At 70.1% G+C, this 17,748-nt stretch carries 16 protein-coding genes; 8 read left to right on the top strand and 8 right to left on the bottom strand.

Translation table 11 applies throughout. From position 1 onward, the window contains the following. Positions 1-68: 68 nt before the first annotated feature. Complete coding sequence (locus QM595_RS00305; RefSeq protein WP_415169515.1) at positions 69-917, bottom strand: hypothetical protein; 849 nt, start codon at positions 915-917, stop codon at positions 69-71. Positions 918-1,108: 191 nt separating this feature from the next. Between QM595_RS00305 and QM595_RS00300 the strand changes: the two genes are divergently transcribed. Further along, entirely contained in the window at positions 1,109-3,088 is a 1,980-nt protein-coding gene (locus QM595_RS00300; protein WP_415169514.1) for a thioredoxin domain-containing protein, read from the top strand. On the opposite strand, the gene trhA is transcribed toward QM595_RS00300, so the two are convergent. Next, the gene (gene trhA, locus QM595_RS00295) at positions 3,073-3,813 is read right to left on the bottom strand and encodes a PAQR family membrane homeostasis protein TrhA (RefSeq protein ID WP_415169513.1); all 741 of its coding nucleotides are present in this window, start codon (positions 3,811-3,813) and stop codon (positions 3,073-3,075) included. The genes QM595_RS00300 and trhA overlap by 16 nt on opposite strands. 61 nt (positions 3,814-3,874) lie before the next feature. Between trhA and QM595_RS00290 the strand changes: the two genes are divergently transcribed. From QM595_RS00290 to QM595_RS00280, 3 genes are all read left to right on the top strand, one after another. Continuing rightward, complete coding sequence (locus QM595_RS00290) at positions 3,875-4,651, top strand: isoprenyl transferase (protein ID WP_415169512.1); 777 nt, start codon at positions 3,875-3,877, stop codon at positions 4,649-4,651. Positions 4,652-4,927: 276 nt separating this feature from the next. Then, entirely contained in the window at positions 4,928-6,259 is a 1,332-nt protein-coding gene (locus QM595_RS00285; RefSeq protein ID WP_415169511.1) for a PhoH family protein, read from the top strand. Between the two features lie 174 nt (positions 6,260-6,433). Next, a complete protein-coding gene (locus tag QM595_RS00280; RefSeq protein ID WP_415169510.1) occupies positions 6,434-7,069 on the top strand; it encodes a lytic transglycosylase domain-containing protein in 636 nt (211 codons plus the stop codon). A 59-nt stretch (positions 7,070-7,128) separates the two neighbouring features. Here the strand turns inward: QM595_RS00280 and QM595_RS00275 are convergent, their stop codons facing one another. After that, positions 7,129-8,517, bottom strand: coding sequence for a class II fumarate hydratase (locus QM595_RS00275; protein WP_415169516.1), 1,389 nt, complete (start codon positions 8,515-8,517; stop codon positions 7,129-7,131). Between the two features lie 178 nt (positions 8,518-8,695). Here QM595_RS00275 and QM595_RS00270 point away from each other — a divergent pair, with 178 nt between their 5' ends. The 3 genes from QM595_RS00270 (at position 8,696) to QM595_RS00260 (ending at position 10,936) form a co-directional block, all read left to right on the top strand. Continuing rightward, the gene (locus QM595_RS00270) at positions 8,696-9,535 is read left to right on the top strand and encodes a hypothetical protein (RefSeq protein ID WP_415169509.1); all 840 of its coding nucleotides are present in this window, start codon (positions 8,696-8,698) and stop codon (positions 9,533-9,535) included. Between the two features lie 88 nt (positions 9,536-9,623). Then, positions 9,624-9,977, top strand: a complete 354-nt coding sequence (locus QM595_RS00265) for a GntR family transcriptional regulator (RefSeq protein WP_415169508.1) — start codon at positions 9,624-9,626, stop codon at positions 9,975-9,977. Beyond that, a complete protein-coding gene (locus tag QM595_RS00260) occupies positions 9,974-10,936 on the top strand; it encodes a DUF1648 domain-containing protein (protein WP_415169507.1) in 963 nt (320 codons plus the stop codon). The genes QM595_RS00265 and QM595_RS00260 overlap by 4 nt, the downstream gene beginning before the upstream one ends. 66 nt (positions 10,937-11,002) lie before the next feature. On the opposite strand, the gene QM595_RS00255 is transcribed toward QM595_RS00260, so the two are convergent. Then, positions 11,003-12,688, bottom strand: coding sequence for a fumarate hydratase (locus QM595_RS00255; protein ID WP_415169506.1), 1,686 nt, complete (start codon positions 12,686-12,688; stop codon positions 11,003-11,005). Between the two features lie 35 nt (positions 12,689-12,723). On the opposite strand from QM595_RS00255, the gene QM595_RS00250 reads away from it, so the two are divergent. Next, positions 12,724-13,335, top strand: coding sequence for a DUF1707 SHOCT-like domain-containing protein (locus tag QM595_RS00250; RefSeq protein WP_415169505.1), 612 nt, complete (start codon positions 12,724-12,726; stop codon positions 13,333-13,335). Here the strand turns inward: QM595_RS00250 and QM595_RS00245 are convergent, their stop codons facing one another. Genes QM595_RS00245 through QM595_RS00230 form a run of 4 tightly spaced genes read right to left on the bottom strand, consistent with a single transcriptional unit; the run spans position 13,336 to position 17,570 of the window. Next, positions 13,336-14,541 (bottom strand): ABC transporter ATP-binding protein, encoded by a 1,206-nt coding sequence (locus QM595_RS00245; RefSeq protein ID WP_415169504.1) that lies wholly within the window; start codon positions 14,539-14,541, stop codon positions 13,336-13,338. Between the two features lie 4 nt (positions 14,542-14,545). Next, on the bottom strand, positions 14,546-15,385 hold the full coding sequence (locus tag QM595_RS00240) for a carbohydrate ABC transporter permease (protein WP_415169503.1): 840 nt from the start codon (positions 15,383-15,385) through the stop codon (positions 14,546-14,548). Next, positions 15,385-16,317, bottom strand: coding sequence for a carbohydrate ABC transporter permease (locus QM595_RS00235; RefSeq protein ID WP_415169502.1), 933 nt, complete (start codon positions 16,315-16,317; stop codon positions 15,385-15,387). Before QM595_RS00235 ends, QM595_RS00240 begins: the two co-directional genes overlap by 1 nt. After that, on the bottom strand, positions 16,314-17,570 hold the full coding sequence (locus QM595_RS00230; protein WP_415169501.1) for an extracellular solute-binding protein: 1,257 nt from the start codon (positions 17,568-17,570) through the stop codon (positions 16,314-16,316). The genes QM595_RS00235 and QM595_RS00230 overlap by 4 nt, the downstream gene beginning before the upstream one ends. Positions 17,571-17,748: the final 178 nt, after the last annotated feature.

Genomic DNA, 17,748 nt, shown 5'->3' with positions numbered 1-17,748 from the left:
GAGCGACCTTCAAGAACGGCGTCCTGGTCGAACGAGACGACGAACAGCCCGCCAACGACGCCCGCGAATCAGGAGGTGAGCAGCACGTCGCGTGACACGCCCATCCACAGGTCTTGACTATTCCTCGGCCAGCGCAGGGTGAAGTTGTTGCGCGGGGTGTGGGCCTCGGGCTTTACGGGGAGGCCGGTCTCGGTGTCGACGAAGAGCCACAGGTCGTCCTCGGGTGCAACCGGGTAGTTCCACCACGCGAGGTTCCGGTCCTTCTCGCTTGCAGCCAGTGACGCCCGTCGTTGGCGTGCCTCTTCCTGCGCGTTGGCGACCTGCTGGAGCGACGCCTTGGCGGGCAGGCCGAGCAAGTCCTTGACCCGGGGGAGGAGTTCGTCGCGCCGGAGCGACTTCGGGAGTGGCACCTCGTGGAGGGTGTGGTTCTTCACCGGTCCACGGAATCCGGCGGCACCGCGCGGGGTGATCCATGAGCCGTTGACGTGGACGTAGCCGTGCTCGAAGAAGACATCGATGGCGCGCAACGCGTTCTGCTCGCCGAGGCGCAGGCCGCCGAAGCCTGCCACGCGAATCTTCGTGCCGAACAGCGGGAGTCGGGTGAGCAGCGGGTCGGTGCCATCGGGGCTGCAGAGCTGGTCGGCGGCGTCGGCCATTGCTTTGACCTGTCGCGTCTCCGGACGGAGCCTCGGGTCGACGTACTGCGCCGTTGCACCATGCAGGACATTGGCTTTCCCGATTTCCAAGCCGTCGAGGGGGTCGATGCTGCGGTCGAGCCAGCTGAGCCGCCACGCCAGCTTGCGCATCGCGGCGAGCTGGCCGCGCAGGTCCTCGCGGCCTCGTTGGGAGAAGATCGTCTTCGCGCCCTTCTCCATCACGAGCCGGCTGTGCTCGACCCGCCACTTCGAGAGGGTCACGCCGCCGATGGTGGCCAGGATGTGGGCGTTGAGGCGGGACTCGCGCTGCCTCCGAGCGTGCGGGGCTTGCCCTGAGCCAGGAGCGTGGGCAACTTGTGAGTGGCCATCGGGCCCGAATCTGCTTCGTGTATCACTCTCGTGTATCACTTGGCTCAAAGTGATACACGTGCCACTCGTCCGGAGTCAGGGAAATGGCCAACCGTCTTGCCAACGCGACAAGTCCGTACTTGCTCCAGCACGCTCAGAATCCGGTGGATTGGTGGGAGTGGGAGCCGGAGGCGTTCGCGCAGGCACGAGCAAGAGACGTGCCGGTCCTGCTGAGCGTCGGGTACGCCGCCTGCCACTGGTGCCACGTGATGGCCCATGAGTCCTTCGAGGACCCTGCCCTGGCGGCGTACCTCAATGAGCACTTCGTGGCGGTCAAGGTCGACCGGGAGGAGCGGCCGGACGTGGACGCGGTCTACATGGCCGCGACCCAGGCGATGACCGGGCAGGGCGGGTGGCCGATGACGGTGGTGCTCGATCACGACGGCGACCCGTTCTTCGCGGGCACCTACTTCCCGGACCGGCCGCGACACGGGCAGCCGTCGTTTCGGCAGGTGCTGGAGGCGCTCGCGACGGCGTGGGCCGACCAACAAGGGGAGGTACGACGGATCGCGGGGCAGGTCCGGGCGCAGCTCTCGGCCGCCGCGACCCTGCCGGCCGGCCCGGTGACGCCGCAGCTGGTCGACGCCGCCGTGGGGCGGCTGGCCGACGAGTTCGATCCGCTCGCCGGCGGATTCGGGGGAGCGCCGAAGTTCCCGCCGACCATGGTGCTGGAGGCGCTGCGGCGCTACCGCGGCCCCGACACCCGGGCACGGCAGATGCTCGACCGGACCGTGGCGGCGATGGCCCGGGGCGGGCTCTACGACCAGCTCGGCGGCGGCTTCGCACGCTACTGCGTCGACCGGGGCTGGGTGGTGCCGCACTTCGAGAAGATGCTCTACGACAACGGCCAGCTGCTCGGCCTCTACGCCCGGCTCGGGACGCCGCTGGGGGACCGGGTCGCCCGGGAGACGGCCGACTGGATGCTCCGCGAGCTGGGCACCGCCGAGGGCGGCTTCGCCTCCGCGCTGGACGCCGACAGCCTCGACGCCGACGGGCACAGCAGCGAGGGTGTGTTCTACGTCTGGACGCCCGCGCAGCTCGTCGAGGCGCTGGGGGAGGATGACGGCCACTGGGCCGCCGAGGTCTTCGAGGTGACCGAGCAGGGCACCTTCGAACACGGTGCGTCGACCCTCCAACTGAGACATGAGCCCGACTCGGAGCGGCTGAGATCGGTGCGGACGCGACTCCGAGAGGCACGCGAGCAACGCGTCCGGCCGGCCCGCGACGACAAGGTCGTGGCCGCCTGGAACGGGCTCGCGATCAGCGGCCTGGTGGCCGCCGGCCTGCGTCTGGACGAGCAGAGGTACGTCGACGCGGCGGTCGTGGCCGGCGAGCTGCTGGCCGGCCTCCACCTCGACGGCGACCGGCTGCTGCGGGTTTCCCGCGACGGCATGGCCGGCCGTCATGCCGGGGTGCTGGAGGACTATGCGCTGGTGGCGACCGCCTTCCTCGACCTGCTCCAGGCGACCGGCGACCCGGTCTGGCTGCGCCGGTCGACCGCGCTGCTCGACACGGCACTGACGCTGTTCCGGGCCGAGGACGGCGGCTTCTACGACACCGCCGCCGACGCCGAGGCGCTGCTGACCCGGCCCCGCGACCCGGGCGACAACGCCTCGCCGAGCGGCACCAGCGCGATGATCCATGCCCTGGTCGCCGCCCACGCGGTGACTGGCGAGGGCCGCTACCGCGACGCCGCCGAGGCCGCGCTCGGCAGTGCGGCGGGGCTGATCGAGCGGGCGCCGAGGTTCGCCGGCTGGCTGCTGGCGGCGGCGATCACGATGGCCGACGGGCCCGAGGAGATCGCCGTCGTCGGATCCCCGGGCCCGGCCCGCGACGCGCTCGCCGCGGCCGCCCGGCGCCGCCCCGGCGCGGTCGTGCTGGTAACCGACGGGCCCCGCGACGACATCCCGCTGCTGGCGGGCCGGACCGAGGTCGACGGCCGCCCGGCGGCGTACCTCTGCCGTGGCTTCGTCTGCGAGCGCCCGGTGACCGACCCCGCCGACCTGGCTCAGCGCAGCGCGTAGGTCGCGATCGACACGCCGGTGTAGTGGGCGGCGAAGGCCAGCACTGTGAAGCCGTGGAACACCTCGTGGAAGCCGAACCAGCGCGGCGACGGGTCGGGCCACTTGGTGCCGTAGACCACGCCGCCGAGGGTGTAGAGCACACCGCCGACGCAGATCAGGGTGAAGACGGCGATGCCGATGCCCAAGCCGAGCGCGGTGGCGCCACTGAAGAAGGCGGGGATGAAGAAGATCGCCGCCCACCCCATCGCGAGGTAGATCGGCACGTAGAGCCAGCGGGGGGCGTCGTTCCAGAAGATCCGGAACAGGCAGCCGAGGACCGCCCCGGCCCACACGGTCGAGAGCAGCGCCACCCGGGTGGAGCCGTCGAGCAGGAGCAGCGTGAACGGCGTGTAGGAGCCGGCGATGAGCAGGAAGATGTTGGCGTGGTCCCACCGCTTGAGGAACGCGTGTGCGCGCCGTCCCCAGTGGCCGCGGTGGTAGACCGCCGAGACGGTGAAGACCAGCAGGGCCGTGGTGGTGTAGACGGTGGCGCCGACCTTCGGAGCGCCGTCGGGCGCCAGTACGACGAGCACGATGCCGGCGGCCAGCACCAGCGGCGCGATGCCGGCGTGGAGCCAGCCGCGCAGCTTCGGCTTGACCTCGGCAAAGGTGTCGGAGACGGCGTCCGCGAAGTCGCGAACCGCCTCCCTGCCCCGCTCCAGCCTGGTCGACATCGGGTCGCTCATGCCCCGAGATTACCCGCCGTTCGGTGAAGTCAGGGCGAATCCGGGTCTACTCTTGGTGGCCGTGGCCGATTGGAAGCGCGGGCTCCGCAAGGTGCTCTACCCCGCCTACGAGGCGCGCATGCTCCGCAGGCTTCCGGGTGGCAGCCTCCCCAAGCACGTCGGGGTCATGCTCGACGGCAACCGTCGCTGGGCCAAGGCGGTCGGGCGCGACACCGCCCACGGCCACCGCGCCGGCGCCGCCAATATCGAGCCGCTGCTGACCTGGTGCGAGGAGGTGGGCATCGAGGTGGTCACGCTGTGGCTGCTGTCCACCGACAACCTCAATCGGCCCCCGGCCGAGCTTGAGCCGCTGCTGCAGATCATCGAGGAGGCGGTCGACTCTCTCGTCGACCAGCGTCGGTGGCGGCTGCACCCGGTCGGCGCCCTGGACCTGCTGCCCGCCTCCACCGCCGAGCGGCTGAAGGCAGCCGAGGAGGCCACCCGCGACGTGGACGGCATGTTGGTCAACGTCGCGGTGGGGTACGGCGGACGGCGCGAGATCGCCGACGCGGTCCGCTCCCTGCTGGCCGAGCACGCCGTCAAGGGCACCTCGCTGGAGGAACTCGCTCAGGAGGTCACCGTCGAGCACATCGCCGACCATCTCTACACCGCCGGCCAGCCCGATCCCGACCTGGTCATCCGCACCAGCGGCGAGCAGCGGCTGGGTGGCTTCCTGCTGTGGCAGTCGGCCAAGAGCGAGTTCTACTTCTGCGAGGCCTACTGGCCCGACTTCCGGCGGGTCGACTTCCTGCGGGCGCTGCGGGCCTACGCGCTGCGCGACCGCCGGCTGGGCCTGTAGTGGCTCCTGGCGACCCAATCCCGAAACGAAGAGTTCACGCACGACACGGGCGTGTCGCCACCTGGTGACATGGTCACGGCGTACTTTCCGAGTGTGGCGAGCGGGGAAGCTCGCCACATCGGGAGGCCCGTTCGTGAAGACTCACGACCAGATGACTCGGCACACTCAGGTGCGTCGTGTCGAAGGAGGCCGGCACCCCGGTCTTCGGGCATCCTCCCGGTCCACCTGCGTTGAGTGAGGACCGGGCACGGGGTGCCTGTCTGCGGTCCGTGAGGGGTGAACCGCGTGCCGGCTCAGGCCAAGAAGAAGCGGACCGTCAAGACCTACGTCCTCGACACCAGCGTGTTGCTCGCCGATCCGGGCGCGCTCAGGCGGTTCGCCGAGCACGAGGTCGTCCTCCCGGTCGTCGTCATCACCGAGCTGGAGGGGAAGCGGCACCACCCCGAGCTGGGCTTCTTCGCCCGCGCCGCGCTGCGCGCCCTCGATGATCTCCGGGTCCGCCACGGCCGGCTCGACGAGCCGGTCCCGGTCGGCGAGGAGGGCGGCTCGCTGCGCGTCGAGCTCAACCACACCGATCCGATGGCGCTGCCCTCCGGCTTCCGGCTCGGCGACAACGACACCCGCATCCTCGCGGTCGCCAAGAACCTCGCTGCCGAGGGCGCCGACGTCGTACTCGTCTCCAAGGACCTGCCGCTGCGGATCAAGGCTTCCGCGGTCGGCCTGGAGGCGGAGGAGTACCGCGCCGAGGCCATCTCCGACTCCGACCCCGGCTACTCCGGCATGGCCGAGCTCGACGTCACCTCCGCCGACCTCGACGAGTTGTACGACGACGGCGTGCTCGACCTCGACCAGGCCCGCGACCTGCCCTGCCACACCGGTCTGGTGCTGCTCTCCGACCGCGGCACCGCACTGGGCCGCGTCGGCGCCGACAAGATGGTCCACCTCGTTCGCGGCGACCGGGAGGCGTTCGGCGTCCACGGCCGCTCGGCCGAGCAGCGGATCGCCCTGGAGATGCTGCTCGACCCCGAGGTCGGCATCGTCTCCCTCGGCGGCCGCGCCGGCACCGGCAAGTCGGCGATGGCGCTGTGCGCAGGGCTCGAGGCGGTGCTGGAGCGCGGTCAGCACAAGAAGGTGGTCGTCTTCCGGCCGCTGTTCGCCGTCGGTGGCCAGGAACTCGGCTACCTGCCCGGCTCCGAGGCCGAGAAGATGGGGCCCTGGGCGCAGGCGGTCTTCGACACCCTCGGCGCGATGACCTCTCAGGAGGTCATCGACGAGGTCCTCGACCGGGGGATGCTCGAGGTGCTGCCGCTGACCCATATTCGCGGCCGCTCGCTGCACGACGCCTACGTCATCGTCGACGAGGCCCAGTCGCTGGAGCGCAACGTGCTGCTCACCGTGCTCTCCCGGATCGGCGCCAACTCCAAGGTGGTGCTCACCCACGACGTCGCCCAGCGCGACAACCTCCGGGTCGGCCGCCACGACGGGGTGGTCGCGGTGGTCGAGAAGCTCAAGGGCCACCCGCTCTTCGCCCACGTCACGCTGACCCGCTCCGAGCGCTCGCCGATCGCCGCGCTGGTCACCGAGATGCTGGAGTCCTCGGTGCTCTGACCCTCGCCCAACGTCATCCGACCCAGCCGGGTCGGATGACGTTTACTGGGGCTTGTGGGGCTGTTGTGACTGGTGTGCTCAACTGGTCGTCGAGAACGTCGTGTTTCTTTTGCGAGGCCGCGCCGGATCGGGCAAGGTGGGCGGGTCCGTCCCACCGACCCCAAGGGTGAGAAGTTGTCGAAGCACGCCGCGCCGAGGCATCGGCACGCGACGATCGACGCACCCCGGAAGGCGGTTCGGGCGGTCGTCGCCATCGGAGGCCTTGCCGCCGCGGCGACGGCAGCCGTCGTGGTCGGTGGCGTCGCCGCCGGGTCTGGCGACGCCTCGGTCGTGGCCGCCACGGTGAGCGCCCCGGCGTGGTCCTCGCAGTCCGCCGACGTCGTACGGCGGGAGGCGCCGGTTTCGCGCAGCGACCGCCGTGAGGCCGCCGACCCGGAGAAGGCCGCGGCCCTCGCCGCCGCCGCGCAGACCGAGGTCCAGGCGATCAGCGAGACCGTCGATGCCGCCACGGGCGACCCGAAGGCGATCGCCAGCGCGCTCCTCGCCGACTACGGCTGGTCGTCCTCGCAGTTCGACTGCCTGGACAAGCTGTGGGAGCGCGAGTCCCACTGGAACCCGCTGGCCCACAACGCCTCCTCCGGCGCCCACGGCATCCCGCAGGCGCTGCCCGGCTCGAAGATGGCCTCCGTCGGCGCCGACTGGGCCACCAACCCGGTCACGCAGATCAAGTGGGGTCTGGGCTACATCCAGGCCCGCTACGGCTCGCCCTGTGCCGCCTGGGGGCACTCCCAGAGCCACGGCTGGTACTAGGGCGCGAGTCGGCAGAAGTGCTGGTCTGAGAACCGGCCAACTTCCAGGACCTTCAGAGATTAGGGGTGGGTCATCGACATCAGGTCGAGGGCGGCGTCGAGCTGCTCCAGGGTCAGGTCCCCGCGCTCGACGTACCCGAGCTTGATCACGGTCTCGCGGATCGTGGCGCCGTCGGCCAACGCCTGCTTGGCGATCTTCGCCGCTGCCTCGTAGCCGACGTACTTGTTCAGCGGCGTGACGATGCTCGGCGAGGACTCGGCGTAGGCACGCAGCCGGTCGGCGTCGGCGGCGATGCCGCCGATGGTCCGCTCCGCCAGCACCGTCATCGAGGCTGACAGCAGCCGGATCGACTCCAGCACATTGCGAGCGATGACCGGCATGGCGACGTTGAGCTCGAACGCCCCGGAGGCGCCGGCGGCGGTGACCGCCGCGTCGTTGCCGATCACCTGGAAGGCGACCATCAGGGTCGCCTCGGGCAGCACCGGATTGACCTTGCCGGGCATGATGCTCGAGCCGGGCTGGAGGTCGGGCAGGTGGATCTCGGCCAGGCCGGTGGTCGGCCCCGACGACATCCAGCGCAGGTCGTTGTTGATCTTGATCAGGCCCACCGCCAGCGTCTTCAGCACGCCGGAGAGTTCGACCAGCGAATCGCGGGTGCCTTGGGCCTCGAAGTGGTTGCGGGCTTCGGTGAACGGCTGCCCGGTGGCCTGCGACAGCGCGGTGATCACCGCCTGGGGGAAGCCGGCCGGGGTGTTGATCCCGGTGCCGACCGCGGTGCCGCCCAGCGGCAGCTCCCGCACCCGGGGGAGTACGGCGTCCAGTCGCTCGGCGGCATAGCGCACCGTCGCGGCATAGCCCCCGAACTCCTGCCCCAGCGTCACCGGCGTGGCGTCCATCAGGTGGGTGCGGCCGGACTTCACCAGCCCGGCGAACTCCGTCGCCTTGCGCGACAGCGACGAGGCGAGCACGTCGATCGCCGGCAGCAGCTGGGAGGTCACCGCGACCGCCGCCGCGACATGGATGGCGGTCGGGAAGGTGTCGTTGGAGGACTGCGAGGCGTTGACGTGGTCGTTGGGGTGCACGGTCACCCCCTCGCGGGCGGCGAGCGAGGCGATCACCTCGTTGGCATTCATGTTCGAGGAGGTGCCCGAGCCGGTCTGGAACACGTCGATCGGGAACTGGTCGTCGTACTCCCCGACGGCGATCATCTCCGCCGCCGCGTCGATCGCGTCGGCCTGCTCGCGGGTGATCACGCCAAGATCGGCGTTGACCCGGGCCGCGGCGGCTTTCACGCGCGCGATGGCGTGGATCAGCGCGGGCTCCAGCGGGGTGCCGCTGATCGGGAAGTTCTCCACCGCGCGCTGGGTCTGCGCCCGCCACAGGGCGTCCTTCGGCACCCGGACGTCACCCATGCTGTCGTGCTCGATGCGGAATTCCTGGTTCACGATCACTCCGTTCAGCTCGGGCCAGTTCCTCCATGGGGTCAGTCTCTCAAGGGGCCACGCGGACGCTCGCCGACGTGCGACACGCCGTACGTCGTCTGCGTGTCGTCGTCTCCGAGGCCGTGGTTGTGGCCCCTGTGGAGAACGAGTTGCCGGCATCAGTGGCCGTTGGGACGCTCGCCGGGTGGACGTGGTGAGCGCGCTGACGGAGCTGGGCGGGATCTCGTCGTACCGCGCCCTGCTGACGTCCGTCTCCCGCAAACAGCTGCGCGTCGCGCTCGACAAGGGCCTGGTCGTCCGCGTGTGCCGAGGCCGCTACGCCCTGCCCGGTGGGGACCTGGGGCTGACCGCAGCGCGGGAGCTCGGTGGTCATCTGAGCCATCTCAGCGCAGCCACGCACCATGGCTGGGAGGTGGCCCTCCCGACACAGTGGCCGCAGCTCATCGTCCCGCCGGGAACGCGCCCGCCGCTGTCATTGGCTCGCCCGGAGACCTGGGAGCTGGTGCCGCGCCCCGGCGAGGTCGACGGCCTGGCCACCTCCCCGGTGCTGACCGTGTTGCTCTGTGCGCGCGACCTGCCCTTCGCCGAGGCCCTGGCGGTCGCCGACTCGGCGCTGCGGCACGGCGCCGTCACATGGCGGCAGCTCGACGAAGCGGCCGCCCACTGGTGTCGCGGCAACGAGGCAGAGGTCCGCCGCGTCGTCGCCCTTGCCGACGCCCGGGCGGCCAACCCGTTCGAGTCGATGCTCCGTGGGCTCGCGATCGAGGCAGGTCTCGACGTGGTGCCACAGTGGGAGATCGGTCCCTTCCACGTCGACGTCGCCGACCCGCTGCGAGGCATTGCGCTGGAGGCCGACTCCTGGGAGTTCCACGGCGACCGAGTGGCCTTCGAGCGGGACTGTCGCCGCTACAACCAGTTGGTGCTCGCCGACTGGATCGTGCTGCGCTACACCTGGCGCCAGGTCGTGCTCGCCCCTCGATCGGTGGTCGAGGAGCTTCGCCGGCTCGCCTGCCGCGTTGTCTAGGGGCCACGGCGCGGGGCGGCAGGCCGGCACGACACGCCTCAAGTCGGCGTGTCGGGCATCCTGCGACCGATCGAGTGGCCCATGACTGATGTTGATCAGGGTCGACCCGGCGTCGGCGGTCGGGCTCGCCGAGCAGATCGCCGGCCAGCTGCGCGGCCAGCTGGCCGACGGCACCCTCGGGGTGGGCGACCGGCTGCCGCCCGCCAGAGAGCTGGCGGCGGGGCTCGACGTCAACATGCACACCGTGCTGCGGGCCTACGCCATGCTGCGCGAGGAGGGGCTGGTCGAGCTCAGACGTGGCCGCGGCGCCCACGTCACCGGCCTGGCGACCTCGCAACTGGCGAGGCTCCGCGCCCAGATCGGCGAGCTGGTCGCCACCGCGACCCGGCTCGGACTCAGCCGCGAGCAGCTGCTCGACGAGATCAGGAAGGTCGGCTCATGACCCAGCAGGTACGACGACTGGCGGCTGCGGCGGCGATGGCGCTCGCCCCGATCGGACTCGTGGCGGTCTGGCTGGTCGTCCGCGACGACCTGCCCGACCGGCTGGCCACTCACTTCGGCCTCGACGGCGTGCCCGATGGCTTCCAGAGCGCCGGCGGCTTCGTCGGCTGGCTGTTGCCGCTGGTCGTGGTGCTGGGAGTCGTGGGCGTGGCCGCCGCCGTCAGGCTCCGGGTGCCCGGCGCGTCCGTCGTGACCGGGCTGCTCGGCTGTCTCGCCTGGCTCTTCGCGGTGATCGGCGTGGACACCCTGCTCTCGGCGCGCGGCGTCGCCGACCCGCGGGAGATCCGCTCCGGCGCGACGCACCTGCTGCCGGCCGTCCTGACCAGCCTCGCCGCCGGGCTGCTGGTGTGGCGACTGACGCCGCCCGGGCCGCGTCCGGAGACCGCCGCCGAGGACGCCCCGGTCCTCCCGGTCGCGCCGGGCGAGCGGGTGGTGTGGCTCGGCAGCGCGACGTCGAGGGCGGTCGGGTCGGCCGCCGGCGTGGTGCTGGCCTGCGGCGTCGTACTCCTCGCCGTCGCCTGGACGGTCTCGGGAGCCGCATTCGGCACGCTGCTCGTGCTCGGGGTCAGTCTGCTGGTCGCCGGGCTCGCCCTCGGGTGGTGCCGCCGGGTCGACGTACGGGTCGACAACGACGGCGTGGTGGCGCGGCTGGGAGGGATGCCCTGGCCGGCGTTCCGGACCCGGATCGAGCGGATCGAGGGCGCCGCGGCGGAGGAGATCGAGCCGATCAGGTGGGGTGGCTGGGGCCACCGGCTGAGCCGGCGGGGCTCGGCGATCGTGATCCGCCGCGGCCCCGGCATCGTGCTGCACCGCCGCGGCAGCACCGACCTCGCTGTCACCGTGGACGACGCCGAGACCGGCGCAGCGGTGATCAGCGGTCTGCTCGCGTCCCGATCCTGATCAGCGCGCGCTGCGAGCGACGTCCTACGAGCCGGTCGCCCAGGCAGCCACCTCCGATGACGCCCGCTATTGCGCGGAGCGGACCCGGATGCCGGTCATCGGGATGGTGGTCGTCCCGGAGGGGTCGGTGAAGAAGTCGTTGCCCTTGTCGTCGACCACGATGAAGGCGGGGAAGTCCTCGACCTCGATCTTCCAGATCGCCTCCATACCGAGCTCGGGGTACTCCAGCACCTCGACCGACTTGATGCAGTCCTGCGCCAGCCGGGCGGCGGGTCCGCCGATGGAGCCGAGGTAGAAGCCGCCGTACCTGCCGCAGGCCTCGGCCACCACCTTGGAGCGGTTGCCCTTGGCGAGCATGACCATGGAGCCGCCGGCGGCCTGGAACTGGTCGACATAGGAGTCCATCCGGCCGGCCGTGGTCGGCCCGAACGAGCCCGACGCGTAGCCCTCCGGGGTCTTGGCCGGGCCGGCGTAGTAGACCGGGTGGTCCTTGAGGTAGGACGGCATCGACTCGCCGGCGTCGAGCCGCTCCTTGATCTTGGCGTGCGCGATGTCGCGCGCCACCACCAGCGGCCCGGTGAGCGAGAGCCGCGTCTTCACCGGGTGCTTGGACAGCTCCGCCAGGATCGAGGACATCGGCATCGTCAGGTCGATCGGCACGACCTCGCCGCCGGCGATGAGGTGCTGCTCGGTGGTGTCGGGGAGGTAGCGCGCCGGGTCGGTCTCCAGCTGCTCGAGGAAGACGCCCTCGGGGGTGATCTTGCCGAGCGCCTGGCGGTCGGCCGAGCAGGACACCGCGATCGCGACGGGCAGCGAGGCGCCGTGACGGGGCAGCCGGACCACGCGGACGTCGTGGCAGAAGTACTTCCCGCCGAACTGGGCGCCGATCCCGAAGGACTGGGTCAGCTTGAAGATCTCCTCCTCCAGTTTCGGGTCGCGGATGCCATGGCCCGAGCGGTCGCCCTCGGTCGGCAGGTGGTCGAGGTAGTGCGCGGAGGCCAGCTTGGCGGTCTTCAGCGTGTGCTCGGCGCTGGTGCCGCCGATGACGACGGCGAGATGGTACGGCGGGCAGGCGGCCGTGCCCAGCGACTTCAGCTTCTCGTCCAGGAAGGCCAGCAGCCGCGACGGGTTCAGGATGGCCTTGGTCTCCTGGTAGAGGAACGACTTGTTCGCCGAGCCGCCGCCCTTGGCCATGAACAGGAAGTGATACTCCGGCGCGCCAGTGCCGGGCGTGGAGTAGAGCTCGATCTGGGCGGGGAGGTTGTTGCCGGTCGGCACCTCGTCGTACGTGCTGATCGGCGCCATCTGCGAGTAGCGCAGGTTGAGTTTCGTGTAGGCGTCGTAGATCCCCCGGGCGATCGCCTCGCCGTCGTCGGCGCCGGTGAGCACGCCCTCGGACTTCTTGCCCATCACGATCGCGGTGCCGGTGTCCTGGCACATCGGCAGGATGCCGCCCGCGGAGATGTTGACGTTCTTGAGCAGGTCGAGCGCGACGAAGCGGTCGTTGCCCGACGACTCGGGGTCGTCGATGATCTTGCGCAGCTGCGCCAGGTGCGCGGGCCGCAGGTAGTGCTGGATGTCGTGGATGGCCTCGTAGGCGAGCCGCCGCAGCGCCTCGGGCTCCACTTTGAGGAAGGTGCGGCCATCGGCCTCGAAGGTGGCGACACCCTCGGCCGTCACCAGCCGGTAGGGGGTGTCGTCGTGATGCGCCGGCAGCAGGTCCGAATAGGAGAAATCAGGAGTGGTCGCCACGAATCGCAAGCGTAATCCCGACTACGCTTGCCGCCGTGAGCACCCCTGACCCCTCGCGGCTGCGGATCTCCGACCAGGACCGGTTCCGGGTCGAGGAGATCCTGCGCCAGGCGGCGGGGGAGGGCCGCATCACCATCGACGAGCTCGACCAGCGGATCGAGGCGACCCATCAAGCCAAGACGTACGGCGACCTGGTGCCGATCACCATGGACCTGCCCGCCGACAACCACCTGCCGGCCGACGCGCAGCGCTCCGGCTCGCCGCTGGTCGTTCCCTCGGAGTCGCACCTGGCGATCATGAGCGGACTCGACCGCGGCGGCGTCTGGACCCCGCCGGTCGCGATGACCGTCAACTGCTTCATGGGCGGCACCACCCTCGACTACCGCGAGGCGGTCTTCGCCACCCGCGAGGTGGTCGTCATCATCAACGCGTTCATGGGCGGCGGCACCGTCATCGTCGGTCCGGATCAGAACGTCGTGGTCGAGGGCACCGGCATCATGGGCGGCTACAGCGGGCCGTCGGGCCTGGTGCACCCGCAGCTCACCGCCGACTCCCCGACGATCCGGGTCAAGGGCCTGGCCATCTGGGGCGGCGTGTCGGTCGAGCGCAAGCAGCTGCGCGGCAAGCGCAGCCTGTGGCGTCGGTGACTACGACACGGTGTCGGCCAGGCCGGGGATCTTGCCGGCCTTGGCCAGGTCGACGGTCAGGCTCTCGCTGGTCGCCGGGTCGAAGAGATGGACCTTCGCCGCGTCGACCCAGATCTTCACCGTGTCGCCCGACTTCACCTCGCTGGCGCCGTCGAGGGTGACCACCAGCTGGGTGCGCACCACCTCGCCGTCGAGCTCCTGCTCCAGCTGCTGGAGCTGCTGGAGGACCTCCGGCGGCGCCTCGAAGGGCAGATAGGCGTAGGTCTCGTTGCCGAGCCACTCCACCACGTCGATGGTCGCGTCGAAGGTGTTGGCGTCGGAGACCTCCCGGGCGTGCGGCGCAGAGGCCTCGGCGAAGCTCTCCGGCCGGATGCCCGCGATCAGCAGGCCGCGGCCCGCCGCGCGCTCGGCCCGCTCCGCGGGGAGCTCGATCTCACCGAAGGGCAGCTTGAGCGTGGTGCCCTCGACGGTGGCGGGCAGGAAGTTCATCGGCGGCGAGCCGATGAAGCCGGCCACGAAGAGGTTGCCCGGGTTGTCGTAGAGCTCGCGTGGGGTCGCCAGCTGCTGCAGCACCCCGCGCTTGAGCACCGCGACCCGGTCGCCCAGCGTCATCGCCTCGGTCTGGTCGTGGGTGACGTAGACGGTGGTGATGCCCAGCCGCTTCTGCAGCCGGGCGATCTCGGTGCGCATCTGGCCGCGCAGCTTCGCGTCCAGGTTGGACAGCGGCTCGTCGAAGAGGAAGGCGTCGGCGTTGCGCACGATCGCCCGCCCCATCGCCACGCGCTGCCGCTGGCCGCCGGAGAGGTTGCTGGGCTTGCGGTCGAGGTGCTCGTTGAGCTCGAGGGTGTCGGACGCCTCCCGCACCTGCCGGTCGACCTCGGCCTCCGAGACACCGGCCAGCCGCAGCGGGAAGGCGATGTTCTCGTAGACCGTCAGGTGGGGATAGAGGGCGTAGTTCTGGAACACCATCGCCAGGTTGCGGTCGCGTGGCGCCAGGTCGTTGACGCGGCGGTCGCCGATGAGCATGTCGCCGGAGGTGATGTCCTCCAGGCCGACGATCATCCGCAGCAGCGTCGACTTCCCGCAGCCCGACGGCCCGACGAGGATCATGAACTCCCCGTCCGCGACGTCGATCGAGACGTCGTTGACGGCCGGGAAGCCGTCGCCGTACTGCTTGACGATGTGGTTCATGGTGATGGACGCCATGGGGTCACCCCTTCACTGCGCCGGAGGTGAGTCCGGCGACGATCTTGCGCTGGAAGAGCAGGACGATGATGACGATCGGGATCGTGACGATCACCGAGGCCGTCGCGAGCTGGCCGTAGGGCGGGTTGAACGGGTCGCTGCCGACGAAGAACGACATCTGCGCCGGGACCGTGCGCGCCGAGGTCGTCGAGGTCAGCGAGATCGCCAGGACGAACTCGTTCCAGGCGAAGAAGAAGGTCAGGATCGCGGCGGTGAAGACCCCGGGCGCGGCCAGCGGCACGATCACCTTGCGGAAGGCCTGCCACGGAGTCGCGCCGTCGACCTGGGCGGCCTGCTCCATCTCCCACGGGATCTCCCGGAAGAACGCCGACAGGGTCCAGATCGCCAGCGGGAGCGTGAAGGTCATATAGGGGACGATCAGGCCCGGCCAGGTGTTGAACAGGTGGAAGGTGCGCCACATGTCGAACAGCGGCCCCACCAGCGAGACCACCGGGAACATCGCGATCGCCAGCGCCAGGGAGAGCACCAGCCGCTTGCCCTTGAAGTCCAGTCGGGCGATGGCGTACGCCGCCAGGGTCGCGAAGATGACCGAGAGCACCGTGGCGATGACCGCGATGCCGAAGGAGTTGAGCAGCGCGTAGAGGAAGTCGTGGTTCTGCAGGATGTCGCGGTAGTTCTGCAGCGTGGCGTCCTTCGGCAGGAACTGCGGGCTGCCGGCATTGGTCTCGGCCAGTGGCTTGAGGGAGAGCGACAGGATCCAGACCACCGGCAGCAGGCACCAGACGAGGATGACGATGAAGCCGACCCAGGTGCCGATCGTCGACTTGGTGGTGGTGCGGGCCATCACGCCTCCCCTCGGGCCCGGGCCAGATCGACCCGGAAGAGCTTGACGATGAGGAACGCCAGCAGCAGCACGGTGAGGAACAGCAGCACCGACAGCGCCGAGCCCAGTCCGAGCTGGAACTGCTCGATCACCTGGCGATAGGTCAGGAACGAGGAGGACTCGGTGTCCTGGGCGCCCTTGGTCATCACATAGATGTTGTCGAAGATCCGGAAGGCGTCCAGCGCCCGGAACAGCACCGCCACCATGATGGCCGCGCGCATGTTGGGGATGATCACCTTCCACAGCCGCTGCCACCAGGTGGCGCCGTCGACCTGGGCCGCCTCAAGCATGTCCTCGGAGACCTGGGAGAGGCCGGCGAGCAGCAGCAGCGACATGAACGGCGTGGTCTTCCAGATCTCGGAGACCATGATCGCGAACATCGCCGGCCAGTGGCTGCCGAACCAGTTGGTGTCCGCGCCGATGCCGGGCAGCCAGCCGAACCAGCCGTTGACGAAGCCGTTGTTGAGGCTGAACGCGAACTGCCAGGCGAACGCCGAGACCACGGTGATGATGCCGTAGGGGATCAGGATCGAGGTGCGGATGATCCCGCGGGCGAAGATCACCCGGTGCATCACCATCGCGAAGACGAAGCCGATGACCAGCTCGACGGCGACGCTGACCACCATGATGATCACGGTGTTGAGGGTGTCCTTCCAGAACAGCGAGTCGCCCAGCACCGTGAGGTAGTTGTCGATGCCGACGAACGCCTTGTCGTCGGGGGTGGTCAGCCGATAGCGGAACAGCGACAGGTAGAGCGCCTGGATCATCGGCCAGGCGGTGACGATGAGCATCACCACCACGGCGGGCGCCACCAGTCGCCGGCCCAGCCGGTTCTCGGCGACCGCCCGATCGGTCGCCGCCGCGGCGTTGCGGGGCACGGGTACGGCGGTCACAGCAGGCTCCTTCCGTGCAGCACGTCATCGAGGAACTTCGCGGACTTCGCCGGCGTCTCGTCGTTGACCGAGCTGGCCGGGTGCCAGGTGGACTGCATCGCGCTGGAGATGTCGCTCCAGTACGGCGTCACCGGCCGTGGCGCCGCGGCGTCGACGCTGTCCTGGAAGAGCTGGAGCAGGTCGGCGGGGTACTTGTCCTGGAGTTCGGGGTAGGCGTAGCCCGCCGAGCTGGCCGGCATGTTGCCCTCGGCGACGGCGTACTTCCCCTGGCTCTCCGGCGAGGTCAGGCACTCGACGGCCTGCATCGCCAGATCGACGTGGGAGGAGTAGCGGCTGATGCCGATGCCGATGCCGCCGTACGGCGGACGGGAGTCCTCGCCCTCGACCGTCTCGGGATAGCGGGCCCAGCCGAGGTCGTCGCCCATGGTCTCGCTGTCGGCGCCGTAGATGTAGGTCCAGTTGGTCAGGAAGGCGCCCGTGCTGCCGGCGAAGGTGGCCCCCGACTGGCCCTCCTGGGCGATCGAGAGGTCGGCCGGCGCCGCCTCGCTGTGGGTGAGCTTCTGGATCACCGTGGCGGCGGCCTTCCCAGCGTCGGAGTCGACGTCGATCTTCGCATCCGCCCCGGCGGTGACGTCGCTGACGATGTCGCCGCCGGCGCCCGCGATCAGGGCGTTGATCCAGACGACGTAGCCCTCGTACTTGTTGGCCTGCACCGCGACCTTGGTGCCGGTCTGGACGGCGGCGTCGATGATCTGGTCCCAGGTGACCGGCTGGCTCATGTCGAGGCCGGCCTTCTCGGCGACCGACTTGCGGTACCACAGCACCTGGGTGTTGGACCAGAACGGCGCCACCACCAGCTGGTCGTCCCAGGTGGAGGCGTCGACCGCGCCCTGGAAGGACTGGTCCGTGAGCTGGGCCTGCAGGTCCTCGGGGATCTCGGCGAGATAGCCGGCGTTGGCGAACTCCGCGGTGAATGCGGGGTCGAGGCTCATCAGGTCGATGGCGTCGTCATGGGCGTTGAGCCGGCGGGCGAGCTGGATCCGCTGCTGGCTGGCGTCCTGCGGCAGCTGCTGAGTGGTGATCTTGTAGTCGTCGGTGCTGCACGCCTCCGCCAGGTCGGCCTGGCCGCCGCCGTCGGGGTTGACGTACCAGATCAACTCGGGCTTGCCGGAGCTGGAGCCGCAGGCGGCCAGCGTGGCCGAGGCCGCTACCGCGGCCAGCGCACCGCAACACACTCGCCGCGTTCGAGACATATGCCCTCCCCGAGTGATCGTCTGTGACCTACCTCACTTCTATACCCGAAGAGGGTGTTTTGTTAACCACGAGGAGGCGCGAGTCGGCAGAAGTGCAGGTCTGAGAAGGCCCGAGTCGGCAGAAGTGCAGGTCTGAGGGGGCGCGAGTCGGCAGAAGTGCAGGGGCCAAGCCTGCACT

This window comes from Nocardioides sp., from assembly GCF_047607185.1.
Taxonomy (GTDB): Bacteria; Actinomycetota; Actinomycetes; order Propionibacteriales; family Nocardioidaceae; genus Nocardioides.
The sequence above is the reverse complement of the archived record's forward strand: the minus strand, read 5'-3'. Positions and strand labels throughout refer to the sequence as shown.